This window comes from Salinibacterium sp. SWN248 (assembly GCF_015864575.1).
Classification (GTDB): domain Bacteria; phylum Actinomycetota; class Actinomycetes; order Actinomycetales; family Microbacteriaceae; genus Rhodoglobus.
Genome location: NZ_JADYWW010000001.1, coordinates 1,714,480 through 1,738,807 on the forward strand (window position 1 = coordinate 1,714,480; position 24,328 = coordinate 1,738,807).

General features: G+C 59.6%; 20 protein-coding genes and 1 tRNA gene. 18 read left to right on the forward strand and 3 right to left on the reverse strand.

Translation table 11 applies throughout. The annotated features are described in order from the left end of the window. The first annotated feature begins 1 nt into the window (after position 1). The 12 genes from hisF (at position 2) to pyk (ending at position 15,042) form a co-directional block, all read left to right on the forward strand. Positions 2-754, forward strand: coding sequence for an imidazole glycerol phosphate synthase subunit HisF (hisF, locus tag I6E73_RS08195; RefSeq protein ID WP_197124494.1), 753 nt, complete (start codon positions 2-4; stop codon positions 752-754). Next, positions 751-1,128 (forward strand): phosphoribosyl-AMP cyclohydrolase, encoded by a 378-nt coding sequence (gene hisI, locus I6E73_RS08200; protein ID WP_197124496.1) that lies wholly within the window; start codon positions 751-753, stop codon positions 1,126-1,128. The genes hisF and hisI overlap by 4 nt, the downstream gene beginning before the upstream one ends. Continuing rightward, positions 1,121-2,647, forward strand: coding sequence for an anthranilate synthase component I (locus I6E73_RS08205; protein WP_197124498.1), 1,527 nt, complete (start codon positions 1,121-1,123; stop codon positions 2,645-2,647). The genes hisI and I6E73_RS08205 overlap by 8 nt, the downstream gene beginning before the upstream one ends. Further along, entirely contained in the window at positions 2,644-3,213 is a 570-nt protein-coding gene (locus tag I6E73_RS08210; protein WP_197124500.1) for a Trp biosynthesis-associated membrane protein, read from the forward strand. Before I6E73_RS08205 ends, I6E73_RS08210 begins: the two co-directional genes overlap by 4 nt. A 60-nt stretch (positions 3,214-3,273) precedes the next feature. Next, positions 3,274-3,504, forward strand: coding sequence for a DUF6704 family protein (locus I6E73_RS08215; protein ID WP_197105674.1), 231 nt, complete (start codon positions 3,274-3,276; stop codon positions 3,502-3,504). A 1-nt stretch (position 3,505) separates the two neighbouring features. Continuing rightward, on the forward strand, positions 3,506-4,276 hold the full coding sequence (trpC, locus tag I6E73_RS08220; protein ID WP_197105673.1) for an indole-3-glycerol phosphate synthase TrpC: 771 nt from the start codon (positions 3,506-3,508) through the stop codon (positions 4,274-4,276). Beyond that, the gene (gene trpB / locus I6E73_RS08225) at positions 4,276-5,550 is read left to right on the forward strand and encodes a tryptophan synthase subunit beta (RefSeq protein WP_197124502.1); all 1,275 of its coding nucleotides are present in this window, start codon (positions 4,276-4,278) and stop codon (positions 5,548-5,550) included. The genes trpC and trpB overlap by 1 nt, the downstream gene beginning before the upstream one ends. Next, a complete protein-coding gene (gene trpA / locus I6E73_RS08230; RefSeq protein WP_197124504.1) occupies positions 5,547-6,329 on the forward strand; it encodes a tryptophan synthase subunit alpha in 783 nt (260 codons plus the stop codon). Before trpB ends, trpA begins: the two co-directional genes overlap by 4 nt. A gap of 33 nt (positions 6,330-6,362) precedes the next feature. After that, positions 6,363-7,412, forward strand: coding sequence for a prolipoprotein diacylglyceryl transferase (gene lgt / locus I6E73_RS08235; RefSeq protein ID WP_197109926.1), 1,050 nt, complete (start codon positions 6,363-6,365; stop codon positions 7,410-7,412). Positions 7,413-7,516: 104 nt separating this feature from the next. Then, entirely contained in the window at positions 7,517-12,091 is a 4,575-nt protein-coding gene (gltB, locus tag I6E73_RS08240; RefSeq protein WP_197105669.1) for a glutamate synthase large subunit, read from the forward strand. Beyond that, positions 12,084-13,541 (forward strand): glutamate synthase subunit beta, encoded by a 1,458-nt coding sequence (locus I6E73_RS08245; protein WP_197124506.1) that lies wholly within the window; start codon positions 12,084-12,086, stop codon positions 13,539-13,541. The genes gltB and I6E73_RS08245 overlap by 8 nt, the downstream gene beginning before the upstream one ends. A 55-nt stretch (positions 13,542-13,596) precedes the next feature. Beyond that, positions 13,597-15,042: a pyruvate kinase gene (gene pyk / locus I6E73_RS08250; RefSeq protein WP_197105667.1), complete on the forward strand. Its 1,446-nt coding sequence runs from the start codon at positions 13,597-13,599 to the stop codon at positions 15,040-15,042. 117 nt (positions 15,043-15,159) lie between these two features. Here pyk and I6E73_RS08255 read toward each other — a convergent pair. Beyond that, positions 15,160-15,242: transfer RNA gene (locus I6E73_RS08255), tRNA-Leu, on the reverse strand. A gap of 39 nt (positions 15,243-15,281) precedes the next feature. Between I6E73_RS08255 and I6E73_RS08260 the strand changes: the two genes are divergently transcribed. Then, complete coding sequence (locus I6E73_RS08260) at positions 15,282-15,887, forward strand: ANTAR domain-containing response regulator (RefSeq protein ID WP_197105666.1); 606 nt, start codon at positions 15,282-15,284, stop codon at positions 15,885-15,887. A gap of 87 nt (positions 15,888-15,974) precedes the next feature. Here I6E73_RS08260 and I6E73_RS08265 read toward each other — a convergent pair whose 3' ends face one another. Further along, positions 15,975-16,406: a PaaI family thioesterase gene (locus I6E73_RS08265; protein ID WP_197109928.1), complete on the reverse strand. Its 432-nt coding sequence runs from the start codon at positions 16,404-16,406 to the stop codon at positions 15,975-15,977. Between the two features lie 87 nt (positions 16,407-16,493). On the opposite strand from I6E73_RS08265, the gene polA reads away from it, so the two are divergent. The 4 genes from polA to rpsA all read left to right on the forward strand — a co-directional run bounded on the left by polA (position 16,494) and on the right by rpsA (position 22,930). After that, entirely contained in the window at positions 16,494-19,142 is a 2,649-nt protein-coding gene (polA, locus tag I6E73_RS08270; protein ID WP_231600598.1) for a DNA polymerase I, read from the forward strand. A gap of 50 nt (positions 19,143-19,192) precedes the next feature. Beyond that, on the forward strand, positions 19,193-19,462 hold the full coding sequence (locus I6E73_RS08275; protein WP_197124509.1) for an HPr family phosphocarrier protein: 270 nt from the start codon (positions 19,193-19,195) through the stop codon (positions 19,460-19,462). 64 nt (positions 19,463-19,526) lie between these two features. After that, positions 19,527-21,239, forward strand: a complete 1,713-nt coding sequence (locus tag I6E73_RS08280; RefSeq protein ID WP_197124511.1) for a DUF885 domain-containing protein — start codon at positions 19,527-19,529, stop codon at positions 21,237-21,239. Between the two features lie 224 nt (positions 21,240-21,463). After that, a complete protein-coding gene (gene rpsA, locus I6E73_RS08285) occupies positions 21,464-22,930 on the forward strand; it encodes a 30S ribosomal protein S1 (RefSeq protein ID WP_197105661.1) in 1,467 nt (488 codons plus the stop codon). Between the two features lie 142 nt (positions 22,931-23,072). On the opposite strand, the gene I6E73_RS08290 is transcribed toward rpsA, so the two are convergent. Then, the gene (locus I6E73_RS08290) at positions 23,073-23,663 is read right to left on the reverse strand and encodes a DUF4126 domain-containing protein (RefSeq protein WP_197124513.1); all 591 of its coding nucleotides are present in this window, start codon (positions 23,661-23,663) and stop codon (positions 23,073-23,075) included. Positions 23,664-23,702: 39 nt separating this feature from the next. On the opposite strand from I6E73_RS08290, the gene coaE reads away from it, so the two are divergent. Then, positions 23,703-24,320: a dephospho-CoA kinase gene (coaE, locus tag I6E73_RS08295; RefSeq protein ID WP_197124515.1), complete on the forward strand. Its 618-nt coding sequence runs from the start codon at positions 23,703-23,705 to the stop codon at positions 24,318-24,320. The last annotated feature ends 8 nt before the right edge of the window (positions 24,321-24,328 follow it).

Sequence of the window (24,328 nt, forward strand, 5' to 3'; positions counted from 1 at the left end):
AATGGCGGTCGCAGTTCGGGTCATTCCGTGCCTCGATGTCGCCGACGGTCGTGTCGTCAAAGGCGTCAACTTCAAGGATCTCCGCGATGCGGGTGACCCGGTTTCCCTCGCGCGGCTGTATTACGAGCAGGGCGCTGACGAAGTGACGTTTCTCGATGTCACGGCAACTGTCGAGGGACGCGCAACGATGTATGACGTCGTGCGGTCGGCAGCCGAGCAAATCTTTATCCCCTTGACGGTCGGTGGGGGAGTCCGCGAGCCAGATGATGTCTCCAAGCTTCTCGCCCACGGGGCAGACAAAGTCGGCGTCAATAGCGCCGCCCTTGCTCGCCCGCAGCTTATCGATGACATTGCCCACCGCTTTGGGGCACAGGTCCTCGTGCTGAGCCTCGACATCAAACGCCGCGGCGATGGCTGGATCGTCACTACTCACGGTGGTCGCACCGAGACAGACCGCGACGCGCTCGAGTGGGCTCGTGAAGCCATGGAGCGCGGCGCGGGCGAGTTGCTCGTCAATTCCATCGACGCGGATGGCACGAAGGAAGGCTTTGACCTCGAACTCGTGTCCGCGATCAGTGAGTTTGCGACAGTCCCCGTCATCGCCAGTGGCGGAGCGGGCAAAGTCGAACACTTTGCGCCGGCTATCGACGCCGGTGCCGATGCCCTGCTCGCGGCATCCGTTTTCCACAGTCGCCAGTTGACGGTGGGAGACGTTAAAGCTTCACTCAACAGTCATGGATTGGTTACACGATGAGCGATGAACTCACTCTTGAGACCGTCAGCGATGTGCTGGAACGCGCGCAGTTTGCTGCCGATGGTTTGTTGCCGGCAATTATTCAGCAGTGGGAAACCAAAGAGGTACTCATGCTTGGTTACATGAACGCTGAGGCGCTGACCCGCACGCTGACCGAGGGTCGCGTGACGTTTTATAGCCGTAGCCGCCAAGAGCTGTGGCGCAAGGGCGACACGAGTGGGCACCGTCAGTACGTCCGCACTGCGGCCCTTGACTGCGACCGCGATGCACTGTTGGTCGGAGTGGAGCAGGTTGGTCCTGCATGCCACACGGGCGCTCATTCCTGCTTCGAAGTAGACCCACTCGTACCTCATCAGGGGTTTTCCCATGAATAGCACGACGAGTCGCGAGGAATTCGAGGCGCTGGTTGCCGGCGGCAATCGCGTTGTCCCCGTTATCCGTCAGCTCTTCGCCGATGGTGAAACTCCCGTCGGGGTGTATCGCAAGCTCGCCAAGGCAAACCCGGGAACGTTTTTGCTTGAGTCGGCGGGCCAGGGCGGCATCTGGTCACGCTTCTCCTTCGTGGGCGTCGCCAGCTTCGGTGTTCTCACCCAACACGAGCACGGCGTCGAGTGGATTGACTACGGGATGCCGCGCGAGCGAATCCTCGGTGATGACTGCCCGACGGCGCCGCTGGAAGCCCTCGCTCATCTCAACGAGCGTTGGAAAACGCCGCGCGTCGAGGGGCATCCTCCGCTCACCGGCGGCCTTGTCGGGTTCATTGGTTGGGAGGCTGTTCGCGAGCTGGAGAACCTTCCCGATGCCCCGCCCGCCGACTTCGAGGTTCCGAGCCAGGCGCTAAGCTTTGTCTCCGACCTCGTGGTGCTCGACCACCGTTTCGGCACCGTCATGCTCATCTCGACTGCGCTGAACGACGGGCATCAGGATGTCGAGGAGATGTGGACCGAGACCCAGTCCCGCCTCGACGTGCTTCAGTCTGGCCTCGCTCAACCCACGGATGCTTTCCTCGCTGATGTGGATATCGAGATCGATCCCGAGCCAACGTCGCGCTCCACGCCGGCGGAGTATGCGAAGGCGATCGAGAAGTCGAAGGAGTTCATCCGCGACGGCGATGTCTTCCAGGTTGTCATTTCGCAGCGGTTTGACCATGAGGTTTCGGCGACTCCGCTTGATGTCTATCGCGTCTTGCGCACCCTCAACCCGTCGCCCTATATGTATTTGCTGTCGCTTGTTGACATGGATGGTCGTCCGTATTCGATCGTCGGCGCGAGTCCGGAAGCACTCGTGAAGGTCTCCCAAAAACGCGTGCACATGCATCCCATCGCCGGTTCACGACCTCGTGGCGCTGACACCGAGCGAGACCTTGAGCTCGCCGAGGAACTGCTCGCCGACACGAAAGAACGTGCCGAACACCTGATGCTCGTCGACCTCGCGCGTAATGACCTCCTGAAGGTTTGCACGCCGGGTACCGTCGCTGTCACCGAGTTCATGCAGGTCGAACGATTTAGCCACATCATGCACCTCGTCTCCTCGGTGGAAGGCGATCTCAGACCCGAAGCCTCCGCTGTCGATGTGTTCCGTGCGACTTTTCCTGCAGGCACGCTCTCGGGCGCACCCAAGCCTCGCGCCCTCGAGATTATCGATGAGCTAGAACCAGCCCAGCGTGGCGTGTATGGGGGAGTCGTTGGCTACTTCGACTTCGCCGGCGATGCTGATCTCGCGATCGCCATTCGCACGGTCACGATCGTGGATGGCGTTGCTCGCGTTCAAGCCGGAGCCGGCCTTGTTGCCGATTCCGACCCTGCCGCCGAGCACCAAGAGGCTCAGAACAAGGCTGCGGCGCCCCTTCGCGCTGTCGCGGTCGCTAATGCGATGACTCACCTCAGCTCATGATCTGGAAACGTTCACGTTCGATCGTGCTGAGCAGCCTGGTGCTGCTTGGTGCAGTAGTAATGCTGTCGTGGACGCAGCGCTGGTTCACGATCACACTCCAGGATGAGGTGAGCGTCGAGGTGCTGGGCAGCGATGTTGCCGGGGCGCTTGCTGCGCTCGCGCTCTCGACTTTCGCGCTCGTCGCAGCCCTCGGCATCGCATCGGTCACTGTACGGCGCGTTCTCGGAATCATCGCCGCCATCGTAGGGGGAATCATCGTTGCGGTCAGCCAGGCGACGCTTGCCGACCCCACCCGCGCAGCCTCGGAATTGATTACTGAGGCGACGGGAATCAGCGGCATCGACTCAATCCGTTCCCTAGTAGTCGCTGTTGACGGTAGTGCGTGGTCGTTCACGGCACTGGTCGCCGGCGTCCTCATCATCGCTATCGGCATCGCTGCCGCAGTTTCCGCTCGGCACTGGCCGACCGCAACCAAGAAGTATGACCGAACGACCACGGTTATCGCCGATGATCCGGCATCACAGTGGGATGCTCAAAGTCGAGGATTAGACCCGACAGAGGGCTGATTGGCAACGCCAAGCGGGTTACTCCCGCTACAATTTAGGATCAGCAAAGAATGGAGCCTGATGAGTACTGATACTGACCCCGGCCACGGAAATTCCCCGGCGGCATGGACCGCTGTAGTGATCATGTTGGTCGCGTTCACGATCGGAACGCTCGCTTTTTGGTTCAACGTGGCATGGCTGGTGTACGCATCGGCTGGGCTGGTCGTCGTTGGTCTCCTTGTTGGCCAGGTGCTGAAGAAGCTTGGCTATGGCGTGGGTGGCGACAAGCTCACCCCCAAGCCGCACAGCTAGAGTGCTCTCCGATTTAGTTGACGGCGCGCTCGAAGATGCCGCCGTCCGTCGTGAGTCCGTCAGCCTTGCTGATGTAGAGCGTGCTGCCGCTGATGCGCTTCCGGCGTTAGATGCGCTGGAGGCTTTGTCTCCTCGCGAGCGAGTTCACATCATTGCGGAGATCAAGCGGTCAAGCCCGTCTCGTGGTGCTTTGGCTGAGATCAGCGACCCGGCGTCGCTTGCGACGTCCTACCAAACTGGTGGAGCAAGCGCGATCAGCGTTCTGACTGAACAGCGTCGTTTTGGTGGTTCTCTCGAGGACCTCATGACGGTGAAGTCGATCGTGCGCCTCCCGGTGCTTCGCAAGGATTTCATTGCTGAGCCGTATCAAGTGTTTGAGGCGCGAGCCGCTGGTGCTGACCTCGTTTTGCTGATCGTGGCGGCCCTGGAGCAAGAGAAACTTCGCACGCTCTACGACCTCATCGTCGAGCTAGGCATGACGCCGCTCGTCGAAACACACTCCGCAGACGAGGTCTCTCGTGCTCTCGATGTTGGCGCAAGCCTCGTCGGCGTTAACGCGCGCAACTTGAGCACTTTCGAACTCGATCAGAATCTGTTCGGTGAGCTTGCCGACCAGATTCCTAGTGGAGTCATCCGTATCGCAGAATCAGCGGTCAAAACGGCCGCTGATGTCGCGCACTATCGCAACGCCGGCGCCGATGTGGTTCTGGTTGGCGAGGCTCTCGTCACCGGTGATCCGATCGCCACGTTGCAAGACTTTTTGGACTGCTAATGCTGAAAGATGAATTGGGCCCCTACTTTGGAGAGTTCGGTGGTCGATTCGTTCCTGAATCGCTCATCGCTGCTCTCGACGAGTTGGATGCCGCCTATAACGAAGCCAAGAATGATCCGGAGTTTGTCGCTGAGCTTGCCGAGCTTCACGCAAGCTACACCGGTCGGCCGTCGATTATCACCGAAGTACCGCGGTTTGCGGAGTACGCCGGTGGGGCTCGCATCATTCTGAAGCGCGAAGACCTCAACCACACGGGATCGCACAAAATCAACAATGTGCTCGGTCAGGCGTTGCTTGCCCGTCGCCTGGGCAAGACCCGCCTCATTGCTGAAACCGGCGCCGGTCAACACGGCGTTGCAACGGCCACCGCTGCTGCGCTCTTCGGAATGTCATGCATCGTGTACATGGGGGAGGTCGACACCGAGCGTCAAGCGCTCAATGTTGCCCGCATGCGGCTTCTTGGCGCCGAGGTTATTCCGGTCACTGCAGGGTCGCGCACTCTCAAGGACGCGATCAACGAGGGTTTGCGCGATTGGGTAGCCAACGTCGATGACAGCCACTACCTCATGGGAACCGTTGCTGGCCCGCATCCCTTCCCCGTCATGGTTCGCGACTTCCACCGTGTCATCGGTGACGAAGCTCGTGAGCAAGTCATCAAGCTGACGGGCGCACTGCCGGATGCCGTCGTGGCGTGCGTCGGTGGTGGCAGCAATGCCATGGGTATTTTCCACGCTTTCCTCGACGACGCCGATGTTGCGCTCTACGGCTACGAGGCCGCTGGAGAGGGCCACCTGACGGAACGTCACGCCGCTACGCTCACTCGCGGTCGTCCGGGTGTTCTCCACGGGGCGCGCAGCTACATGCTGCAAGACGCTGAGGGCCAAACTATCGAGTCGCACTCCATCTCTGCCGGTCTCGACTACCCCGGAGTTGGCCCTGAGCATTCGTGGTTGAAAGACATCGGTCGAGCCAACTATGAGCCCATTACCGATGCTGAAGCCATGGATGCGCTGCGCCTGCTCAGCCGCACCGAGGGCATCATTCCCGCAATCGAGTCGGCACACGCCCTCGCCGGAGCGATCAAGCTCGGCAAGGAACTTGGTCCGGATTCGGTGATCCTCGTGAACCTCAGCGGCCGCGGTGACAAAGATATGGAAACTGCGGCGGAATACTTCGATCTGATCGATTCGGCTGAGAAAGCGTCAGCGGAGGACAGGAAGGCGTCCGACAAGAAGGCCGCCGACGAGCAGAACGCTGCGGGGAATAAGTCATGAGCGCTGTAGAAGTAGCAATCGCTCAGGCCAATCGTGACCGTGCGGGTGCCCTCATCGGCTACTTGCCTGTCGGTTTTCCCACTGTTGCTGAGAGCATCGAAGCTGCTGTGGCCCTCGCAGAGAATGGCGTCGACGTCATTGAGCTCGGCCTGCCGTACTCAGACCCCGTCATGGACGGCCCTGCTATTCAGAAGGCTACCCAGCTCGCTCTCACGAACGGTTTTCGCCTCCAGGACGGCTTCGACGCGGTCGCCGAGATCACGTCTCGCGTGTCGACGCCTGTCGTTCTCATGAGTTACTGGAATCCGATCATGCAGTATGGCGTCGATCGTTTTGCAGACGAGCTGAAGGCTGCTGGCGGAGCGGGAATCATCACGCCAGACCTCGTGAGCGATGAGGCCGCTGACTGGATTGCCGCCTCCGAGCGCACCGGTCTTGACCGCATTTTCTTGGCGGCTCCGTCCTCCAGCGATGAACGGCTCGTGCGCGCTGTTGAGGCCAGCACCGGCTTTGTCTATGCCGTATCGACCATGGGTATCACTGGTGCTCGTTCCGACGTAGATATCGCGGCCAAAACCCTCGTGGCACGCTTGCGTGAGGCAGGCTCCACGAGTGCGTGTGTCGGTCTGGGTATCTCCACTGCTGAGCAGGTTCGCGAAGTTCTTACCTACGCGGATGGCGCCATTGTGGGGTCCGTTTTCGTTAGTGCGTTGTCTTCCGGTGGGGTGGATGCTGTCGCTAAAACGGCCGCGTCGCTTTCGACCGGTACTCTTGCTTAGTCGCAGTTCAGAAAGGTCACCGTTTTGTCACTAATGCCGTTGAGCATTCCCAGCCCGCCTGATTCATGGGCGACGCTTGTTACCCTTCCGTTTGGCCAGTGGTTCAGCAACCTGGGCCTCAATTTCGGCGGTACGGTCGTGATTCACACGTACGCGATCTGCATCCTGATCGGCATTATTGCGGCAACATGGCTGACGTCACGTCGGCTGACTCGTCACGGTGCTGAGCCCGGGATTGTCATCGACATCATCATTTGGGCTGTCCCCCTTGGCCTTGTGGGTGCACGTTTGTATCACGTGTTTACTCACCCGGGCGATTACTTCTACGACGGCGCAGACCCCTGGGAGATCATTCGCATCTGGAATGGTGGAAACGCCATCTTCGGATCGCTGATTGGTGGTGCTGTCGGTGCCTACATCGGTGCTCGCCTGACGGGCATCCGTTTCTGGAGCTTTGCGGATGCACTGGCGCCCGCAATTCTGCTCGCTCAGGCCATTGGCCGCCTCGGTAACTACTTCAATCACGAACTCTTCGGTCAGCCGACGGCTTTGCCCTGGGGCCTCGAGATTGAGGCGGGCAACTCGGCTATTCCCGTTGGCCTGCCGGTTGACACTCTCTTCCACCCGACCTTCCTGTACGAAATGGTCTGGAACGTCGTCGGAATCGTCTTCTTGCTCACGATGGAGCGCCAGTACGGCTTCGTCAAGAAGCACGTTCTTGGTCTCTCCGTTCCTGTTTTCGCTGCGGTCGGTCCCGTCCGGTTGCAGTGGGGCAAGGTCTGGGCCTTGTACATGATTTGGTACGGAGTCGGCCGCTCGTGGTTCGAATCGATCCGTATTGATCCCAGCGAGGTCTACTTCGGTTTGCGCGTGAACGTGTGGGGAGCCATCCTTACTGTTGCGCTCGGTATCCTGCTCTATGTCATTCAGTCTCGCCGTCACGTTGGTCGCGAAAAGAGCGCCTACGTCGACGGTCACGTCTGGAGTGCCGATGGTGTTGTAAACTCCGATGAAAGATATTCCGAGCATGACATTGTCGTCAGCGCTGCGGAGGAGTCCGCTCCTGTCGTAGATTCGAAGTAGTCCGCCACAAGCGGCCACACCCCCTCAGGCCTGAATCAGGTACTGATTTTCTTTGGGCCATAGAAGTCCCTCTCCGCACCAGTAATACGTGAGGACGGTACGGCATGGCTGTTACCCCACCCTTTGAACGCTTTGGTTCTATTCCCGCAGCACAGGGAATGTACGACCCATCCAATGAGAAAGATGCCTGTGGCCTTGCCATGGTGGCGACGCTTCGCGGCACGCCGGGGCATGACATTATTGCGACGGCTCTAGAGGCGCTGCGCAACCTTGAACACCGCGGGGCCGTAGGGTCCGACGCGGGCACCGGTGACGGTGCTGGCATCATGACGCAGATCCCGGATGCCTTCTTCCGCGATGTTGTCGACTTTGAGTTGCCTTCTGTTGGCCGCTACGCCGTCGGCATTGCGTTCTTGCCGCTCGACAGTGTTGCTCGTGATGACGTCAAGCGCGGCATTGAGAAGCTAGCGGAAGAGGAAGACCTCACTGTCCTCGGGTGGCGCACTGTGCCGATCCAGCCGGGGGAGCTCGGTTCGCTCGCACGCGGAGCGATGCCCGCATTTGAGCAGCTATTTCTGCAGTCGAAGCGCGTTGACCTCAAGGGCACGCTTCGCGGCATCCACCTCGATCGCCAGACCTACCGCTTGCGCAAGCGGGCTGAGCGGGATCTGCACGTCTACTTCCCGTCGCTGTCGTGCCGCACCATTACCTACAAGGGAATGGTCACGACCCTGCAGCTCGAGCCGTTCTACCCTGACCTGTCAGATGAACGCTTTGCCTCGAAGCTTGCTCTCGTGCACTCGCGGTACTCCACCAACACGTTCCCCTCATGGCCGCTCGCACAGCCGTTCCGTATGGTCGCGCACAACGGTGAGATCAACACGGTGCAGGGAAACCGCAACTGGATGCGCGCACGCCAGTCGCAGCTTGAATCTGCCGTTTTCGGCGACATCAAGGACATTCTGCCGGTCAACACGCCTGGCGCTAGCGACTCGGCGTCGTTCGATGAGGTTGTTGAGCTTCTCAACCTCGCTGGGCGTCCGCTGCCGCACGCCATGATGATGATGGTTCCGGAAGCGTATGAGAACCAGACAGACACCGATCCTCGTCGCCGTGCATTCTACGAGTACCACTCGATGCTCATGGAGCCGTGGGATGGTCCAGCCGCCCTGGTCTTCACCGACGGTTCGCTCGTAGGCGCGACTCTCGACCGCAATGGGCTTCGCCCCGGTCGCTACCTTGTCACCGACGATGGTCTTGTCGTGTTGGCGAGTGAGATTGGCGTCTTCGATATTGAGCCGACGAAGGTCGTGCGCAAGGGGCGGCTTCGTCCGGGCAAGATGTTCCTTGTCGACACGGCTGCCGGTCGTCTTATTGAAGATGATGAGATCAAGGCTGAGCTTGCCGCGTCGCGTCCCTGGGCTGAGTGGCTCGAGAGCGGCCGCATTGCTCTCGAAGAACTTCCCGAGCGCGAACACATCGTGCACACGCCGGCGTCAGTTACGCGCCGCCAACGTACCTTCGGTTACACCGAGGAAGAAGTTCGCATTCTCATCGAGCCAATGTCGCGGCTCGGTGCGGAACCGCTGGGCGCCATGGGCTCTGACACTCCCATTGCCGTGTTGTCTCAGCGACCCCGTTTGCTATTCGATTACTTCACGCAGCAGTTTGCTCAGGTCACGAACCCGCCGCTTGACTCGATCCGAGAGGCCGTCGTCACGTCGATGCGCCTCGGGGTTGGCCCTCAGCGCAACTTGCTCAGCGCAACTCAGGACCACGCTAGGCAAGTAGCGCTAGCGTTCCCGGTGATTGACAACGATGAGCTAGCGAAGATCCAACACATCGAGCCTCATCCTGGCAGCCGCTTAGCTACCACGATCAAGGGTCTCTATCGTGTGGATGCTGGTCCGTCCGCGATGCAAAAGCGTCTTGACGAAATGTGCGCGGAAGCTGACGCAGCAATCGCCGACGGCGCAGAATTCATCGTGCTCTCCGACCGCGATTCCAACAAGGATTTGGCACCGATTCCGTCGTTGCTCATGTTGGCAACGGTTCACCACCACCTCATCCGCCAAGAAGAGCGCATGAAGGTCGGCATGATCGTCGAAGCTGGCGACGTGCGTGAAGTTCACCATGTTGCACTGCTTGTGGGTTATGGCGCTTCCGCCATCAACCCGTACCTCGCTATGGAGTCAGCTGAAGAGCTCGTGCGTAACGGCACGATCACCGACATCACTCCCGAGAAGGCTGTTCGCAACCTGATTACCGCGCTCGGTAAGGGCGTTCTGAAGATCATGTCCAAGATGGGCATCTCTGTGGTCAGTTCCTATGCTGGCGCTCAGGCTTTCGAAGCTGTTGGTTTGTCGCAGGCGTTCGTTGACCAGTACTTCACGGGAACCACGAGCATCTTGGGGGGAGTCGGTCTCGACGCGATTGCACGCGAGAACGCTGCCCGCCACGTAGCGGCGTACCCCGAAGACCGCGCACCCACGGTTCACGAACGACTCAACACGGGTGGCGAGTACCAGTGGCGTCGCGAGGGTCCGCCCCACCTCTTCAACCCGGAGACCGTATTCAAGCTGCAGCACTCTACTCGCACGCGCCGCTACGACATCTTCCGCGAGTACACCTCGAAGGTCGATGAGCAGGCCGAAGCGCTGATGACCCTTCGCGGGCTCTTTAAATTCAACATGACGGATCGCACGCCGGTTCCGATTGATGAGGTTGAACCGATCTCGAGCATCGTTAAGCGCTTTAGTACCGGTGCGATGAGCTATGGATCGATTAGCAAGGAAGCGCACGAAACGCTTGCTATTGCGATGAACCAGCTCGGCGCGCGCTCGAACACTGGTGAGGGCGGCGAGGATGTCGATCGACTTCTTGACCCCACTCGCCGCAGCGCCATCAAGCAGGTGGCATCTGGTCGCTTTGGCGTCACGAGCATGTACTTAACGCACGCTGACGACATTCAGATCAAAATGGCTCAGGGAGCGAAGCCCGGTGAGGGTGGCCAGCTTCCCGCAGGCAAGGTTTATCCCTGGATTGCGCGCACTCGACACGGCACGCCCGGCGTCGGCCTCATTTCGCCGCCTCCGCATCACGACATCTATTCGATCGAAGACCTCAAGCAATTGATCTTCGATCTCAAGCGCTCGAACCCTTCGGCGCGGGTGCACGTCAAGCTCGTGAGCCAAAAGGGCATTGGTGCTGTGGCTGCCGGCGTCACCAAGGCGAAGGCTGATGTCGTGCTGGTGTCTGGCCACGACGGCGGAACGGGTGCTAGCCCGCTCAACTCGCTCAAGCACGCCGGAACGCCGTGGGAAATCGGTCTTGCGGAAACGCAGCAGACCCTCATGCTCAATGGCATGCGCGATCGTGTTGTGGTGCAGGTAGATGGCCAAATGAAGACCGGTCGCGACGTCATTATTGGCGCGCTTCTCGGTGCCGAAGAGTACGGTTTCGCCACCGCTCCTCTCGTTGTCTCTGGTTGCATCCTCATGCGTGTGTGTCATCTCGACACATGCCCGGTCGGTGTTGCCACGCAAAACCCCGTGCTTCGGGAGCGCTTCACCGGCAAGCCAGAGTTCGTCGTCAACTTCTTCGAGTTCTTGGCTCAAGAAGTTCGCGAATACCTCGCTGAGCTCGGTTTCCGCACTCTTGAGGAAGCCATTGGCCACAGCGAGATTCTCGACGTCAACCGCGCTATTTCACACTGGAAGACTGACGGTCTCGACCTGTCGCCCGTGTTCAATGGTCCGGAGTTCAGCGACACTGAGCCTCGCACGCACGCTGTCGAACAGGACCACGAGCTTGCTGAGCACTTTGACCAGCAGCTGATCGCCCTGAGCGAGGCTGCTCTTGAACGCAAAGAGCCTGTCTCGATCGATCTCCGCGTTCGCAACACCGACCGCGCGGTCGGCACGATGCTCGGTCACAATGTCACGTTGCGCCACGGGGAGCACGGCTTGCCCACCGACACGATTTCGATCACGCTGCACGGTTCTGCCGGTCAGTCGTTGGCCGCGTTCGTTCCGGCCGGTATTTCGATCAAACTGTATGGCGATAGCAATGACTACGTCGGAAAGGGATTGTCTGGCGGTTCCGTCGTAGTACGCCCTGATCTGACGAGCACGTTTGCGGCGGAGACCAACGTCATCGCCGGAAACGTCATTGGTTATGGCGCTACGAGCGGCAGCATCTTCATTCGCGGCAAGGTTGGCGAACGATTCATGGTGCGCAACTCGGGAGCCACTGCCGTCGCGGAGGGAGTGGGAGACCATGCCCTGGAGTACATGACCGGTGGCCTCGTTCTCATTCTGGGAGCCACAGGCCGCAACCTCGGCGCTGGTATGTCGGGCGGCACCGCCTACATCCACCAGCTTCGCGAGGAGCGCGTCAACGGTGACTCACTGAGTTCCGGCGAGCTTCAGCTGAGCGGACTCGGTGGCGCCGACGTTGAGATCGTCAAGGATCTTCTCGAACGCCACCTCGAAGAAACCGGCTCGGTCGTTGCCGAAGGCATGCTGGCCGACATGGATGCCACGGCAGCCCAGTTCACGAAGGTTACTCCTCGTGATTACGCGGCTGTCATCCAGACTCGAGAGACTGCAATAGCCGAGGGACTCGACCCCGACGGGGACGTTACCTGGGCTCGAATTAGGGAGGTAACCGGTGGCTGATCCCAAGGGATTCCTCAAGGTTCAAGAGCGTGAATTGCCGAAGCGGCGGCCTGTCAGCCTTCGGTTGATGGATTACAAAGAGGTCTACGAGCAGCAAGAATCGGGTGAACTGGCCCGTCAAGCTGGTCGCTGCATGGATTGCGGTGTGCCGTTCTGCCATCAGGGATGCCCGTTGGGCAACCTGATTCCCGAGTGGAACGACCTTATGCGTCGCGGCGAGAGCGCTGAAGCAATTGAGCGCCTCCATGCGACAAACAACTTCCCGGAGTTCACCGGACGTTTGTGTCCAGCACCGTGTGAGAGCTCGTGTGTTCTGGGAATCAACCAGCCTGCCGTCACGATCAAGCAGATCGAAGTCTCGATCATTGATCAGGCGTTCGCCGACGGTAATGTCACTCCGCATCCTCCGGGACGTTTGACGGGTAAAACTGTTGCTGTTGTCGGTTCGGGGCCTGCCGGCCTTGCTGCTGCTCAGCAGTTGACGCGCGCTGGCCACACGGTCGCTGTTTTCGAGCGTGAAGATCGCATCGGTGGATTGCTGCGCTACGGCATCCCCGATTTCAAGATGGAAAAGCGCCACATCGAGCTGCGTTTGGCTCAAATGCAGGCCGAGGGAACTCGTTTCCGTGCCGGCGTGAACATCGGCGTCGATATTTCGTGGAGCGATCTTCGCACCCGCTACGACGCTGTCGTGGTTGCTACTGGATCTACAGTGCCGCGCGATCTGCCCATCCCCGGCCGCGATGCGCTCGGCGTTCACTTCGCTATGGAGTATCTTGTCCAGTCGAACCGCGCCGTTGCCGGCGACACGGTGAGCGAGCAGGTCACCGCAGAGGGCAAGCACGTCGTTGTTCTCGGTGGTGGCGACACCGGTGCTGACTGCATCGGCACAGCTCACCGTCAGGGTGCACTGTCGGTCACAAATCTGGCCATTGGTGTTCAGCCTCCCTCGGAGCGCCCGGAACACCAGCCGTGGCCATTGACGCCGACCCTGTTTGAGATGTCGAGCGCCCACGAAGAGGGCGGCGAGCGCGAATACCTTGCATCGACGGTGGAGTTCTTGACGAACTCGGTCGGCGAAGTTCGAGCGATTCGTGTCGCTGAGACTGAGTTCCTCGACGGCCGTCGTGTTCCCAAGGCTGGAACCGAGCGGGAGATTCCTGCCGACCTGGTTCTTCTTGCGCTCGGCTTCACCGGGCCTGAGACCGAAACACTCTCCACACAGCTTCCTCTCGAAGCGGATGCGCGGGGAAACCTCTCGCGCGACGAAAGCTACGAGACCGCAACCCCCGGCGTGTACGTTGTCGGGGATGCTGGCCGTGGGCAGTCGCTCATCGTGTGGGCTATCGCTGAGGGAAGGGCTGCGGCATCCGCTGTAGATCGCTACCTTGAAGGGGAGACGCAATTGCCATTCCCTGTTCGCCCAGACGATCGCGGCATGTCTCTCTAGAAGTTCCACCACCACCACTACCACCACCACCACCACTAACCCGTCAAAGGAAGTTATGAGACGCGCAAAAATCGTCGCGACACTCGGCCCGGCTACGTCGAGCTACGAGAACATCAGAGCAATCATCGATGCAGGTGTCGATGTTGCCCGGATGAACCTCAGCCATGGAAGCTATGCCGTCCACGAAGAGGTGTACGCGAACGTTCGTCGCGCCGCTGAGGATGCCGGCAAGCCGGTAGCGGTGATGGTTGACCTTCAGGGCCCCAAGATTCGTCTCGGAAAGTTCGAGGACGGCCCCTACGACCTCGCGGTCGGCGACATCTTCAAGATCACTATCGACGACATCGTGGGTAACCGCGAGATTTGCGGCACCACGTTCAAGGGTCTTCCTCAGGACGTTGCTCCCGGTGACTTCTTGCTCATTGACGACGGCAAGGTCAAAGTTAAGGTCGTGAGCGCGACTGACACGGTTGTCACAACTGAGGTCATCGTCGCCGGCGCGGTTTCTAACAACAAGGGCATCAACCTTCCCGGAGTTGCGGTCAATGTTCCTGCTCTGTCAGAGAAGGATGAAGACGACCTGCGCTGGGGCCTCAAGCTCGGCGCAGACCTCATTGCTCTTTCTTTCGTGCGCAACGCAGAAGACATTGTTCGCGTCCACGAGATTATGGACGAAGAGGGCCGTCGGGTTCCCGTCATCGCAAAGATCGAGAAGCCTCAGGCCGTCGACCACCTCGAAGCGATCATCGATGCGTTCGACGCCATCATGGTTGCCCGTGGTGACCTGGGCGTAGAGCTTCCTCTCGAGGCTGTTCCGATTGTGCAGAAGCGCACCGTTGAACTCGCGCGTCGCATGGCGAAGCCGGTAATTGTCGCGACTCAGATGCTTGAGTCGATGATTTCCAGCCCCGTGCCGACCCGTGCTGAAACATCTGACGTCGCGAACGCAATCCTCGATGGTGCTGATGCCGTCATGCTCAGCGGTGAGACGAGCGTGGGGGAGTACCCCGTGATTACCGTTCAGACCATGGCGAAAATCGTTGAGTCCACGGAAGAGCACGGTCTCGACCGCATCGCAAAGCTGGGCACCAAGCCCAAGACTCAGAGTGGTGCGATTACTCTTGCGGCAGCCGAGGTCGCTTCATTCGTTGAGGCGAAGTTCGTCTGTGTCTTCACGGAGTCGGGAGACTCTGCGCGTCGTATGTCGCGTTTGCGCTTCCGTATCCCTATGAAGGCGTTCACTCCGAGTCCAGAAATCCAGCGTCGCATGTCGCTGATTTGGGGCATTGAGTCGTTCATCGTTGACCGCGTTACGCACACCGATGAAATGTATCGCCAGGTAGACGAACTTCTGCTTGGCCAAGAACTCGCTGAGGTTGGCGACAAGGTCGTCGTGATTTCGGGATCCCCTCCCGGAATTTCGGGTTCCACTAACGACCTGCGAGTGCACGTGATCGGCGATGCCGTGAACGCCAAGGCACCCGCGTGGGCTACGAAGTAGCGTCAGCGCACTAATAAACGCCCAGCAGCGGCGCGAACTCTCGGGTTCGTGCCGCTGCTGTCGTTAACAAGAAAAACCGGGAGCACGTGCTGCTCCCGGTTTTTCGTGTAAATGTTGTGCCGAATGTGGGACTCGAACCCACACGTCCTTTCGAACAAAGCATTTTGAGTGCTCCGCGTCTACCATTCCGCCAATTCGGCTGACTACAACGCTGAATAGAATACCGTAGGCTTGCACTTGTGACTGACCAAAACACCAATCAAACTGCTCCCCGCCGCGTTGTCGTTGCCGAAGATGAGTCGCTCATCCGCATGGACATTGTCGAAATCCTGCGGGATGCCGGCTACGAGGTTGTCGGAGAAGCGGGTGACGGCGAGACTGCTGTTGCGCTCGCTACCGAGCTTCGCCCCGACCTGGTCATCATGGATGTCAAGATGCCTCAGCTCGACGGAATCTCCGCTGCGGAGCGCCTCAGCGCCAACCACATCGCCCCTGTCGTACTGCTGACTGCCTTTAGCCAGAAAGAACTCGTAGAGCGGGCTTCTGAGGCCGGAGCGCTGGCCTACGTGGTCAAGCCCTTCACCCCGAACGATCTTCTTCCGGCAATCGAGATCGCTCTCAGCCGTTACACACAGATCCTCACCCTCGAGGCTGAAGTGAGCGACCTGGTTGAGCGTTTCGAGACCCGCAAGCTCGTCGACCGCGCTAAGGGACTGCTGAACGAGAAGATGGGGCTCAGCGAGCCTGACGCTTTCCGTTGGATTCAGAAGGCATCCATGGATCGCCGCCTGACGATGCACGATGTGTCTCAGGCCATCATCGACCAGCTCAGCGCCAAAAAGTAGCAGGCGCCCGCACCTTCTCCTCTGGGGTTCAGTTGCGGGCTCTCAACGCCGCTGAGAACTCCTAGCGGGGTTTCGACACGCCCGCCGCTACGCGGTTGGGCGATCTTTCAGGATGTTCGTAATCCGGATGGTGGAGAGCCGACGTTCTTCCTCATCGCGGATAACGATTTCATGTGTCGCTAGAGTGCGCCCGAGGGCGATCGCGGTGCAGGTAGCGGTGACGATGCCTGAGCGCACAGAGCGGCTGTGGGTCGCGTTGATTTCGATTCCCATCGCGACACGACCAGGGCCGGCGTGGATCGCCGACGAAATTGATCCGAGGGACTCGCCGAGCACGACGTGAGCGCCTCCGTGCAGGATGCCGATCACTTGAGTGTTGCCTTCAACGGGCATCGTTGCGACGGATCGCTCTGCGCCAAGTTCGAGAAACTCAATTCCCATTTTTCGCGTGAGAGAGCCGCCCCCTGACTCGACAAGTCGCGCAAATAGTTCGGGATCGAGGTCATCGGGGTACTTCACAGAGGGTGTCCTTCGCATTCGGCCGTTTCCGCTGTCGGCAGCCGCAGCTAGGCTGGCTCCGTGTCGGATTCCCAAAAGCCTACTCTTATGATCATTGATGGCCACTCGTTGGCCTTCCGAGCCTTTTATGCGCTCCCCGTCGACAGTTTTCAGAACCGCGAGGGGCAGCACACCAATGCCATCCACGGTTTCTTGTCGATGCTGATTTCTCTCTTGCAGAACGAGAAACCTACGCATTTGGCCGTTGCCTTCGATATTTCACGGTACTCATTCCGTACGCGGGAGTATCCCGAGTACAAGGGAACCCGTGGCGAAACGCCGGTGGAGTTCGTGGGGCAGATTCCCTTGCTCGAAGAGGCCCTCAAGGCGATGGGCATCCAAACCCTGAGCAAAGAGGACTACGAGGCTGACGACATCCTCGCCACCTTGGCGCACGAGGGCTCAGAGAACGGCTTCCGTGTTCTCGTGGTCTCCGGTGACCGCGATGCCATTCAGATGGTCAACGACAACGTCACCCTGCTGTATCCGAATGCTCGCGGTGTTTCTGAACTCAAGCGTTACGACCGTGACGCGGTTTTCGAGCGGTACGGCATCGAGCCTCACCAGTATCCGGATGTCGCAGCGCTTGTCGGAGAAACCAGCGACAACCTGATCGGCGTCGACAAGGTGGGGGAGAAGACTGCAGTCAAGTGGATCAACCTCTACGGCTCTCTCGATGAGGTGTTGGCTCACGCCGAGGAGATCAAGGGCGTTGTAGGCCAGAACCTTCGTGATCAGATTGATCGCCCCGTTCGCAACCGCAAGCTCAACCACTTGCTCACCGATGTTGAGCTTCCGGTCAATGTCGGCGATCTCGATCGCCGTGCGATCGACGAGGCTGCTGTACGTGAGGTGTTCGATCGCCTGCAGTTCAAGACGCTCCTGCAGCGCGTGATGAAGATTTCTGCGGTCGAAGGCGGCGGTGATGCGCAATCGTCGTCAGCAGCGAGCGCTCCTGACGATGCTGCAGCTATTCCTGCCGTGCGCACCATGGTTGACGAAGAGTTGGCCAAGTGGATTGCGACCAATAGCAACGGCAGTACGTCACCGCTGGGGCTCACCATCGCGAGTGTTGATGGCGTTGTCACCGGGCTTGGTCTTGCGACGGTCTCGGAGACTGCCTTTGTGCCGTGGGCGGCGGATCGCCCAGACTATGACGTGCTCACGCAGTGGCTCGCAAGTGACGCCCCCAAGTACATGCACTCCGCTAAGTCCCAGCTCAAAATTGCCGCCAACTGCGGCCTAACGATCGCGGGCGTGGCGTTCGACACAACGCTCGCGTCGTGGCTCTTGAAGCCGGGCGGCAAGCCTGAAGAGCTTGAGTCTCAGGTGTACAACTACCTCGGCGAAACAATCGAGCAGGGCGACCCCAACCAGTTGGTTCCGGAGACTGAAGAACTGAGTCCCGCCACCAAGTCGTGGTACGTCGTTCGCTTGGCTGCTTACCTTGCTGGGCGCCTCGACGAGGGCTCTCTTGCTGTGCTCACCGATATTGAGATGCCGCTCGTGCCTGTCTTTGCTCAGATGGAACGCACGGGCATTGCGGTCAACCGCCAGTTGCTTGACGACCTCAGTAGCTCCCTCAGCACGACCGCGGCCGATGTCGCCCGCAATGCGTTCGAGGTCATCGGTCGCGAGATCAATCTCGGCAGCCCCAAGCAATTGCAAGAGGTTCTCTTCACGCAGCTTGAGATGCCCAAGACCCGCGCGAACAAGACGGGCTTCTCGACGGATGCCGCGAGCTTGGCTGACCTCCAGGAACAAGCACCGCATCCGTTCCTCGACTTGCTCCTGCAGCACCGTGACGCCACCAAGCTCGTGCAGATCATTACCGGCATCGAGAAAGCCATCGATGCCTCGGGCCGGGTGCACACCACGTACGAGCAGGCGGGGTCGAGCACTGGCCGAATCGCTTCGAACGATCCGAACTTGCAGAATGTTCCCGTCAAAACGGCGACGGGGCGCCAGATCCGTGCCGCTTTCGAGGCGGGAGAGGGGTACGACACTCTTCTCACCGCTGACTATTCACAGATCGAAATGCGCATCATGGCGCATCTCTCGGGCGATGAGGGGCTTATTCAGGCTTTCAACGAGGGCGAAGATCTTCACCGCTTCGTTGGCTCTCGCATCTTCGGCGTCGAGCCGGCCGATGTCACTCCCGAAATGCGTACCAAGGTGAAGGCAATGTCCTACGGCTTGGCATACGGGCTGAGCGCGTTTGGCCTGAGCAAACAGCTTCGTATCGAGACGAGCGAAGCCAAAGCACTCATGACGGATTACTTCGCGCGGTTTGGCGCGGTGCGGGACTACCTGCGCAACGTTGTCGAGCAGGCCCGAGTTGATGGGTACACCACAACGATTTTCGGCCGCCGTCGGCCTTTCGGAGATCTCACGTCAAAGAACCGAGTGTTGCGCGATAACGCGGAACGTCAGGCACTCAATTCGCCCATCCAGGGCTCGGCAGCAGACATCCTCAAGCGCGCCATGCTTCAGATCGATGGCGATATCCGTGAGGAGGGCCTGAAGTCACGAATGTTGCTTCAGGTGCATGACGAATTGGTGTTCGAAATCGCTGGAGGTGAGCTCGAGCGAATGACTACTATTGTTCATGAGCGAATGTCAGGGGCTGCAACCCTGTCGGTTCCGCTTGATGTGCAGATCGGCACCGGTCACAACTGGGATTCGGCGGCACATTAGGCTCGCGCCGTGCGGCATTCATTCTCAGAGCACCCCACAAAGGAGCAGCGGTGAGTAGCACGACAGTAGTGATCGGTTCACGGGTTGGCCTGCACGCGCGTCCCGCTTCTGTCTTCGCGCATGCCGTTGCGCAGTGCGGAATCACCGTGATGCTGGCGGATGCTGCGGGCTCCACGATCAACGCTGGCAGCATCCTCAGCGTGCTCGCGATGGGCATCGGCTATGGCGATGTCATCACTCTCAGCTCAGACGACGAGGGGGCGGAGCCCGTCTTGGCCTCCCTCGCCGAGCTGCTCGAACGCGAACTCGATAGGCCTTAGCGTGACCTCGGGGCGGATTGTCCGCCCGTTCAACGCCGACGATTAACCAAGGAGCCAGACAACGATGTCCGATTTGACGCCCTCTACTTCAGATGCTGCACCCTCGGGTCGGCAGGCTACTCCGCTCGATGCGATTGCTGAGGAATGGGTCTCCACTCTGGTCGAACTAGACCCAACCATCGGAACGTACATCGGTTCGCCGGGACGCCACTCGGGGTATGCCGACTATTCGCCCGAGGGGCATGCTCACGTGGTGGCGTCGACTAGGGACATTCTTGCTCGACTGGAAGCCGCTCCTGTCATGGATGACGTTGATCTCGTCACAAAGTCCGACATGGTCTCGACTCTGAAGCTCGATCTAGAGTCCGATGCCGCGCAATTGTGGAAGCGCGATCTTAATAATCTGGCGAGTCCCGCCCAAGAGATCCGTGGCGTTCTCGATCTGATGCCGACCGCATCGAGCGAAGATTGGTCCGTGATTGCGGAGCGCCTGCACAATATTCCGGAGGCGATCAATGGCTACATCGCCACTCTTCGTCACGGTATGGATGGGGCAGTGGTTCCTGCGCAGCGTCAGGTTGCCGAAGTTGTGGCGCAAGCCCGCCAGATCTCAGCCCCCGGAGGATTCTTCGAGTCGTTCATTGCGCAGGCTGAGGCTGTGGGCGGCGACAGCGCTCTCCAAGCAGCGCTGGCTGATGGCGCTGCCGTTGCGGCATCCAGTTATCAGCAACTTGAGCGTTTTTTGAGTGACGAGCTTGCTCCGCGGGCGACACCTCAGGACGCTTTTGGACGCGAGCTTTACGCGTTGCAGTCTCAACGCTTCCTCGGTGCCACGGTCGACCTCGATGAAACCTATGAGTGGGGGATTGAGGAACTGGCGCGCATGACTGCTGAGCAAAAGCAGATCGCGCACGAGATCAAGCCGGGAGCATCCATCGCCGAAGCAATCGAGCTTCTTGACTCTGACCCTTCGCGAACGCTGCACGGCACCGATGCCCTGCAGAGGTGGATGCAGCAGCTCAGCGATGAAGCCATCGAAGCGTTGGCAGGCACCCACTTCGATATCGCAGAGCCCATGCGCGCGTTGGAGTGCATGATTGCGCCGACTCACGACGGAATCATCTATTACACGGGGCCGAGCGATGACTTTTCGAGGCCGGGTCGCATGTGGTGGTCTGTGCCGGAATCGGTCACTGAGTTCACCACGTGGCGCGAGGCGACAACCGTCTATCACGAGGGCGTTCCCGGGCATCACCTCCAGATCGCCCAAGCCGTCTATAACCGCGATCAGCTGAATACCTACCGTCGGCAGCTGTCGGGAACCTCTGGCCATGCCGAGGGATGGGCGCTCTATGCTGAGCGGCTGATGGCGGACCTCGGTTTCCTCGACGACCCTGCCAATCGACTCGGGATGCTCGATGGTCAGCGGATGCGTGCTGCCCGCGTCGTTCTCGACATCGGTGTCCATCTCGGCAAGCCCAAGCTCACTGGTTCGGGCGTCTGGGATTGGGATTATGCTCTCGATTTCATGACGAACAACGTCACGCTAGATCCCGCCAATGTTCGCTTCGAAGTGAACCGTTATTTCGGTTGGCCAGGACAGGCACCGTCATACAAGGTGGGGCAGCGCATCTGGGAGCAGCTGCGCGATGAGTGCAGTGCCATTGAGGGCGCTGATTTCTCACTTCGTGAGTTCCACCGTCGTGCCCTCAATGTGGGTGGCGTTGGGCTGGATACCCTTCGGGCCGCGCTTCTGGCCCCCTACACAGCACGCTGATCTTCGGCAGGATTTTCGCTCGAGAGGTCTGAGGGATCCAGCAGCACGAGATACCTCGAAACACGGCTGTTAAGTGGTTGGTTTTACCGCCGTCGAAGCGCTAGGCTGGAGTGTCGCATTTGTGACTTCTTATTCGCCTGCCTACGGCGAGCACACAGATTCATTTCGCCGTCGGCCCAATTATGCGCTTTTCGAAGCGTGACCCATACCGGAGCAACTACTACATGACAAACGCAACGACTGACAAGGCACCCAAGCAGGTCGCCATCAATGACATCGGATCTGCTGAAGATTTCCTCGCCGCAGTCGAAAAGACGCTGAAGTTCTTCAACGATGGTGACCTTATCGAAGGTACCGTCGTCAAGATCGACCGTGACGAGGTTCTCCTCGACGTCGGTTACAAGACTGAGGGTGTTATCCCCTCTCGTGAACTTTCCATCAAGCACGACGTTGACCCCACTGAGGTTGTCAACGTCGGTGACACCGTTGAGGCCCTCGTTCTTCAGAAAGAAGACAAAGAAGGCCGCCTCATCCTCTCCAAGAAGCGCGCACAGTACGAGCGTGCATGGGGCGACGTCGAGAAGATCAAGGAATCGGATGGCGTTGTCACCGGTTCGGTCATCGAGGTTGTCAAGGGTGGACTCATCGTCGACATCGGACTTCGTGGATTCCTCCCCGCATCGCTCATCGAGCTTCGCCGCGTTCGTGACCTCACGCCGTACCTCGGCCAGGAGATCGAAGCCAAGATCCTCGAGCTCGACAAGAACCGCAACAACGTTGTTCTGTCGCGCCGTGCACTCCTCGAAGAGACGCAGTCGGCAAGCCGCACTTCGTTCCTCAACAACCTCGCCAAGGGCCAGGTTCGCAAGGGTGTCGTGTCGTCGATCGTCAACTTCGGTGCATTCGTTGACCTCGGTGGCGTAGACGGCCTCGTCCACGTTTCTGAGCTCTCGTGGAAGCACATCGAGCACGCTTCAGAAGTTGTTGAAGTTGGCCAGGAAGTTACGGTTGAGATCCTTGAGGTTGACCTCGAGCGCGAGCGCGTGTCGCTGTCGCTCAAGGCAACCCAGGAAGACCCGTGGCAGGTATTCGCCCGCACCCACGCAATCGGACAGGTTGCTCCCGGTAAGGTCACCAAGCTCGTTCCGTTCGGTGCGTTCGTTCGCGTCGCAGACGGCATCGAGGGCCTCGTGCACATCTCCGAGCTTTCGGGTAAGCACGTTGAACTCGCCGAGCAGGTTGTTTCGGTTGGCGACGAAGTATTCGTCAAGGTCATCGACATCGACCTCGAGCGTCGTCGCATCTCGCTTAGCCTCAAGCAGGCTAACGAGGGTGTTGACCCCGAGGGTACCGAGTTCGACCCGGCACTCTACGGAATGCTCACCGAGTACGACGACCAGGGCAACTACAAGTACCCCGATGGTTTCGACCCCGAGACCAACGAGTGGAAAGACGGCTTCGAGTCACAGCGCGAGAAGTGGGAGCAGGACTATGCTGCAGCCCAGGCGCGTTGGGAACAGCACAAGAAGCAGGTTGCCGCCGCAGCGATTCAGGAAGAGTCGATCAGCAGTGCACCCGCCGGAGCATCGTCGTTCTCCAACGACGACGCTGCAACGAGTGCAGGCGCGGGCACGCTCGCAGACGACGAGACTCTCGCCGCTCTGCGCGAGAAGCTCTCGAGCAACAACTAGTAACACTTAGCTGAACAGTGTGGCCAGTCTCCTTCGGGAGGCTGGCCACACTCAGTTAACGAGCCACGGCTATCCGCTGAATGGTCGGCGGAAATCGGGCGGGGGAGCGCTCTGCTCAGCTGGCGAGCCTGAGCGGGGGTGCCTAGGTTGTGCGCTTTGTGGCGCGTCGCGCTCGTCGAACTCGTGCAACCAGCCACGCCATGAGCCCGATGAGGGCAAGCGTTCCGATAACAGGAACAATGAGCGCCATCAGACTGAGCAGTACGCTACTGATGTCCTCTGCGGCGCTGACCACTGGTGCAGCCGCTCCGGCAGTAGCGGCGTTGAGCACAGGGCGTGCAGCCATCTTGGTGGCGTGCGTGCCGAACGCAAGAATGATTCCGATGACGACGGGCACCCACGCCTCTGACGTGAAAAATGATGCTGGATCGGTGACCACTGCTGTCTCAGAAGCGGCACCCGTGCCGAAGGCGATACCGCCTGCTGCGGGACGCACGATGGTCTGAATCCAATCGTTCACGGAATCCACGATGGGCACTTTGTCGGCGATTACTTCCACGACGAGCAGCACCCCGAGAACGGCGATCACCCAGGGGTTTTCGAGCCACGACCATGCGGCGGGCAGCTCTACAAAGTCAAAGACTCGGCCGGCGATGCCCAATATGAGAAGCGGAATATAAGCGTTGAGGCCAGCCGCAACGGCGAGGCCGCTGCCGGTGAGTATTTCGAACATCCGCTCTCCCTTTCAACAGGCTGAGGTTAGCATTGAGGAATGCACTTGATAGCGCTCACCGGTGGGATTGCTTCGGGAAAGTCGACTGTCGCTAAGCGGTGGGCCGGACACGGAGCTGTCGTCGTCGACGCGGATGCTCTCGCCCGCGAAGTGGTTGAGCCAGACTCCCTGGCGCTGGCCGCGATCGTTGATCATTTTGGCGCAGACGTCCTGAACGACGATGGATCTCTCAACCGCCAGGCTCTCGGCAGTATCGTTTTTGGTGACTCGGATGCCCGTCAGGCTCTTAACAGCATCACCCATCCGGCGATCAGTCGGCTCGCCCAGCAACGTTTCGCGGCCGCCTTCGATCGCGACCCTGAGGCGCTGATTGTGTACGACATCCCCTTACTGGTGGAGTCGGGTCAACCCGTCGATAAGTTCTCGGCAGTAGTGACGGTTGAGGCTGATCCAGAAACTCGCATTCAGCGTTTGATCGAGCACCGCAACATGCCGCGCAGTGAGGCAGAGGGGCGCGTCGCGTCTCAAGCGTCGAGCGCCAATCGCAGAGCGGTGGCCGACTTCGTCGTGGATTCCGGAGCCGATTTGGCGGATACAGAACGTCACGCTGACGAAGTGTGGCAGTTGCTTCGCGACCAATTAGTGAGTTCGCGCTAAGCGTTCGC